The organism is Caballeronia sp. M23-90 (assembly GCF_053574605.1).
Genome location: NZ_JBSIPA010000501.1, coordinates 1 through 4698 on the forward strand (window position 1 = coordinate 1; position 4698 = coordinate 4698).

The window sequence follows — 4698 nt, forward strand, 5'->3', positions numbered from 1 at the left end:
TTGCTGCTTGGACGCGCGCCGTTGTATGGCGTCGCGGCGAACGGCCTCGCAGGTGCAGCCGGCGTTCTCGCGCTGATGATGGACGAGATGTTGATCGCGATGCGTTTGCTCGGGTGCCAGACACTTGCCGACCTGGGTCCGGCGTTTATCGGCAATGCGAATGATGTGGTCAATCATGGGTTGCATTGCAGAACATGAACCGGCTGAAGCGCCCTCTATAATCCCGCCTTTCGAAGCGATCCCGTTTGCATTCCAGAACGTGTTCGCATCGCTTCGACCGTTACGATTATTTGAGGAATCATGTCTACGCTCCCGCCCTGCCCGCTCTGCTCGATGGAAAACACTTACGCCGACGCGGACCGCATCATTTGCGCTGACTGCGGCCACGAATGGTCCGCAACCGATACCGCGTCCACCACTGACGACGAACCCCCTGTCGTCAAGGACTCCAACGGCAATGTGCTCGCCAATGGCGATTCCGTTGTGCTGATCAAGGACCTCAAGGTCAAGGGCTCATCGATCACGCTGAAAGTCGGCACGAAAGTGAAGAGCATCCGGCTGGTTGGCGGCGACCATGAAGTCGATTGCAAGATGGACGCCGGCAGTTTCATGCTCAAGGCCTGCTACCTGAAGAAGGTTTAAGCCTTCACGGGGTTGCCGTTTGCATCGGTATCGAACGTCTGCGACTGAAACGCGAAGAAAAATGCACGCCACGTATTGTTTGGATACGCGATCATCAGCGCGCCGTCCTGATACGCGCCGTTGTCGCTCGCGTACTGGCCGCCGTTGCCCTGGTTCATGTGGATATCGTGAACACCGTTGCCGGGAACGAAGTTGAAGTACTGATCCGGTTTGTTTTGCTCCGGGCCCCAGCGCGATCCGAACGCATAAACAATCGATCCTTCCATGGCCATTGCGGTCACGACCGCGTCTTCCAGTTTGTCCTTCAGGTCGTTGTTCACACCGGGCGCGTCGGCCGGAACGGGTTTCATCGATTTTGTATCGACAAGGCCGCCGCGCACGTAGTCGATCGCAAGGCCGCCAGGCGTCGATGACAACTTCGTGAAGCCCGGGGTGAGCGCAGCCAGCTCGCTGATAAAAGCCGCGGGTAGCGTATCGAGTTCTTCGAACAGCACGATGGAAGGCGCGTGCGGCGCCGACGATTTCACATTCGATGCAATTCGAAAAACCGTCGTGCCGCCGTGGACGAGGATCTGGTAATGGTCATCGTCGGCGTTGCGAAGGTGGCCCGTTACCGTGCCTTTGAGCACGCCATAGTTCACTGACATGTGTTCCTCCCTGGTTTAAGTTTTACATGCAGCAAAGTGTGCGCCGCTTTGCCGGCTTGAGCCGCCGCCGAAACAAAATTTGATTCAAATGTGCGCCTGACATCAAAACGTCAAGGAAACGTGCTTGCGGCGGCTTGGCATTTCCGCATCTTTATTGTTATGTGCGCCTGAAAACATTTCACCCGTTAAAGCGAATGTAATGTCACTAACACGACTTTTTGATCCCATACAGTTCCCCGTTCGAACACCGTAACCGCCATTGGCATTGCGCATTCATGAACACACACAGTCTTACCGACCACCATGTCAGCGACAGCAGCGAAAATAGCGGCGGCCAGCGGCTGGGCCGCGCATTCGCTGCAAGGCTCGACATGACCATCAAGCGCTCGCGGCTGACGTCGCAGCGCGTGGCGAAATCGCTTGGGGTCACCGAGGGTGATGTCGCGTTGTGGCGGGCGGGAATTACTTTGCCGCGTAATGCGGATTGCCGGCGTTTATCGGAACTGCTGCACGTGGACATGTCGTGGCTGAGCGGCGGGTCGTCGCTGGAAGATAAACGCTGACGCGCTTTGACGAAGCTTGCTAAGTCGCCAGGCTCCAGCGCGCTTTTCCCATGGCCTTGGCGACGTTCAGGGCTTTATCGGCGGCGTTGAGTGCGGTCAAGACATCCGCGCCATGGTCCGGTACGAGCGCCACGCCAATGCTCGCGCCTACGTTCACCGAGACATGCGATGTCAATGCAAACGACGACGACATTTCACTGATCAGCCGGTCGGCGAAAGCCGCGGCGTCGTCGTGACCCGACGCGCTGATGGTCACCACAAACTCATCACCGCCAATACGAAACACCATGTCGTCGGGACCTTTCAGCGCATTCAGACGTCCGCCGATCATCACGAGCAACAGGTCGCCGGCTTCGTGACCATACTGGTCGTTGACGGGTTTGAAGCCGTCCAGGTCGATGTAAAGCACCGCGGTCTTATCGCGATTGCCCGACGCCGCCTTGTACCGCGTCTGCGATGCGTGAATCAGTCCCGCGCGATTCGGCAAGCTGGTCAGCGCATCATGCCGCGCACGATGGTCATTTTCCCTTTCGGCTTTCATCGTTGAAACGAGCAGTCCGTTGAGACGGAATGCGGCGATACTCATTGCGACCAGATAAAACGGGATCTGGATCAGCGTAAGCGTCAGGATGAGTTCCTTGGACATTGCCGCAGCAATACAGCAAGGACCCAGCGACAATAAAATCATGATCGCGACGAGCCGCGGCGCGCCAAAATTCCTGAAGCAGATCCCGCCGACCATGGCGGCAGCGGACAAACAGGACAGCGTTGCCGCAATCCAGTCGGTACTCAGGATACTGATGAACGCACCGTAACCGACACTTGCTCCCCATAGCACGCCCAGCAGCAGATACACGTCCGTGTAGGTCGGTTGTCCTCGCCGTGCGGCCCGGTGCGCCGCGACCAGCAGGACCAGGCGCGTACCGCACAACAGGACCTCCAGCACCACCCATGCAATGAACGCAGGCGTGGGTTCACGCATCGTGATGGCGATGGAAACGGCAATGGTATTGAGAACGCCGCCGGCAAAAATCGGCAATGTGCCAAACAGGCTTCCGATCAACGCAACGCGTATATCGTCTGGTACGTCGGGCCCGGAATAGCACAACCACGTTGTGAACCGCCAGCGAGGCAAACTAAAAGGCGCTAATTTGGTATCCATGGATCTTTGCTTTTTTTGCGCGACTGCTTTTGCCACGTCGGCGTCGCACTTCCTGCCTGTCATGGACTCAATCGGTATATTCGAGATCTATCTAGAAACAAATAACGCCGGCGGTCTCTCTGAATCGCCAGGCTGCGGCGTTGACGTGTGCCTGGTATTTTCCCTAAGCGGGACGCCTGCACATGGGCGTATTCTAAGCCCGCTTACTAGCCGATAACCAGCCGCCCTGTCCTGATCAATGGTGAATCGCCTCTATAGCGGCTTGTTGATTTGGCGAAACCGGGGCTTTCAAGGCAGGCGACGTGCAAGCCTGATTACGCCTTAACTAGCTTGACGGCGCCAATGCGATAATCTTTAGCTTAAGTAAACGCAGTATCCGGGAGAGCAATGCGCGGCCCAACCAAGAAACAACTGTCATTGATCGAACTGGTCGACCAGGGCTTGAGCGTCGAAGAAATCGCAATGCGCACGGGTAAGCTCGTTACCTCGGTTCATAAACAGTTGAACCGGGTTCGTCGCAAGGTTCGCGAAGGTCGCTACACACCAACGCCGCTTCCTATCGAATTGGCCGCATCCACGCCGCGAATCTATCTCGCGGGTTTCGATGTCTTTCGAAACGACGCGCTTGCTCATGGCGAAACGCTCAAGGCGATGTGTCAGTCGCGTGGCGCGATCGGTCTGTATCCGCTCGATGGCGAAGTCCCGGACGAACTGGATCAGCTTGGCCAGGCGCAATGGATTTGCCGCGCGAACATGGAATTGATTCGCTCGGCGGATATCGTCATGGCAAATCTCAACGACTTTCGCGGCGCAGGTGAGCCGGATAGCGGCACCGCGTTCGAAGTCGGATTTGCCGCCGCGCTAAACAAGCCGATATGGGCTTACACGGGCGATAACCGGACGTTGATCGAGCGTGTATCGGTTAGGAAAGAAGGCGGCGCTTCGTATTGCGCCAGTGGTTTTGTGGTCGAGGATTTCGGTTTGAGTCTGAACCTGATGCTTGCGTGTACGGCACGCCTTGTTGTGGGCGGCCCGGAAAAATGTCTGGATAGCATGGCCGCCGAAGGACTCATTTAACATACGGCCTAAGCACGCACGATTGTCACGCCCGATTTCTCCAGCGGTTTTGTCAGCGCCGGATCGGTCGCCATCTCGACAATGATCGTCTGGGCAAGCGCGAGCCCTCCAATCACGAATTGCGAAGCGGCGTTGATCTTGTCCGAAGACGCCAGCACCACCGTCTCGGCCGCACGCGCCGCGAGCGCCCGCTTTACATACGCCTCTTCGTAATCGCCTGTGCTCAATCCCGCCGTGGGATGCACGCCGGTGACGCCCATGAAATAGATATCGGCCTGAATATGCGACATGGCTTCGATCGCCGCGGCGCCGACCGTCACGATGGAATGCTTGAAGAGCCGCCCGCCGATCACAAGCACTTCTATCAGCGGATGATCGATCAGCCCGACAGCCACGCTCGGGCTGTGCGTCACGACCGTCGCTTGCAAGTCGAGGGGGATTTGCCGGATCAGTTCGGCGGACGTCGTGCCGCCATCGATGATGACGACCTGCCCTTTTCCGATCATAGCCGCCGCTGCACCCGCAATCGCGCTTTTGGCGGATGACTCGATCTGTCGCCGCTCGGCAAACGGCGCCACCGCGCTCGATGCCGGCAACGCGCCGCCAA

The 4698-nt window shown here is 57.7% G+C and carries 7 protein-coding genes; 4 read left to right on the forward strand and 3 right to left on the reverse strand.

Annotated features, from left to right (window positions below; translation table 11 throughout):
- Positions 1 to 198: alpha-hydroxy-acid oxidizing protein (locus tag ACRXB1_RS30995; RefSeq protein WP_449494217.1), on the forward strand; the 198-nt coding region annotated here is incomplete at its 5' end.
- 102 nt (positions 199 to 300) lie between these two features.
- Entirely contained in the window at positions 301 to 642 is a 342-nt protein-coding gene (locus ACRXB1_RS31000) for a zinc ribbon domain-containing protein YjdM (RefSeq protein ID WP_449494218.1), read from the forward strand.
- Here the strand turns inward: ACRXB1_RS31000 and ACRXB1_RS31005 are convergent.
- Positions 639 to 1289: a YukJ family protein gene (locus ACRXB1_RS31005; RefSeq protein WP_075360075.1), complete on the reverse strand. Its 651-nt coding sequence runs from the start codon at positions 1287 to 1289 to the stop codon at positions 639 to 641. The genes ACRXB1_RS31000 and ACRXB1_RS31005 overlap by 4 nt on opposite strands.
- A 275-nt stretch (positions 1290 to 1564) precedes the next feature.
- On the opposite strand from ACRXB1_RS31005, the gene ACRXB1_RS31010 reads away from it, so the two are divergent.
- Positions 1565 to 1852, forward strand: a complete 288-nt coding sequence (locus ACRXB1_RS31010; RefSeq protein WP_449494219.1) for an XRE family transcriptional regulator — start codon at positions 1565 to 1567, stop codon at positions 1850 to 1852.
- Between the two features lie 19 nt (positions 1853 to 1871).
- On the opposite strand, the gene ACRXB1_RS31015 is transcribed toward ACRXB1_RS31010, so the two are convergent.
- Entirely contained in the window at positions 1872 to 3014 is a 1143-nt protein-coding gene (locus ACRXB1_RS31015) for a GGDEF domain-containing protein (protein ID WP_075360073.1), read from the reverse strand.
- 387 nt (positions 3015 to 3401) lie between these two features.
- Here ACRXB1_RS31015 and ACRXB1_RS31020 point away from each other — a divergent pair, with 387 nt between their 5' ends.
- Positions 3402 to 4091: a nucleoside 2-deoxyribosyltransferase gene (locus ACRXB1_RS31020; protein WP_449494220.1), complete on the forward strand. Its 690-nt coding sequence runs from the start codon at positions 3402 to 3404 to the stop codon at positions 4089 to 4091.
- A gap of 8 nt (positions 4092 to 4099) precedes the next feature.
- Here the strand turns inward: ACRXB1_RS31020 and ACRXB1_RS31025 are convergent.
- The coding region (locus tag ACRXB1_RS31025) for a DeoR/GlpR family DNA-binding transcription regulator (protein ID WP_449494221.1) at positions 4100 to 4698 on the reverse strand (599 nt) is incomplete at its 5' end.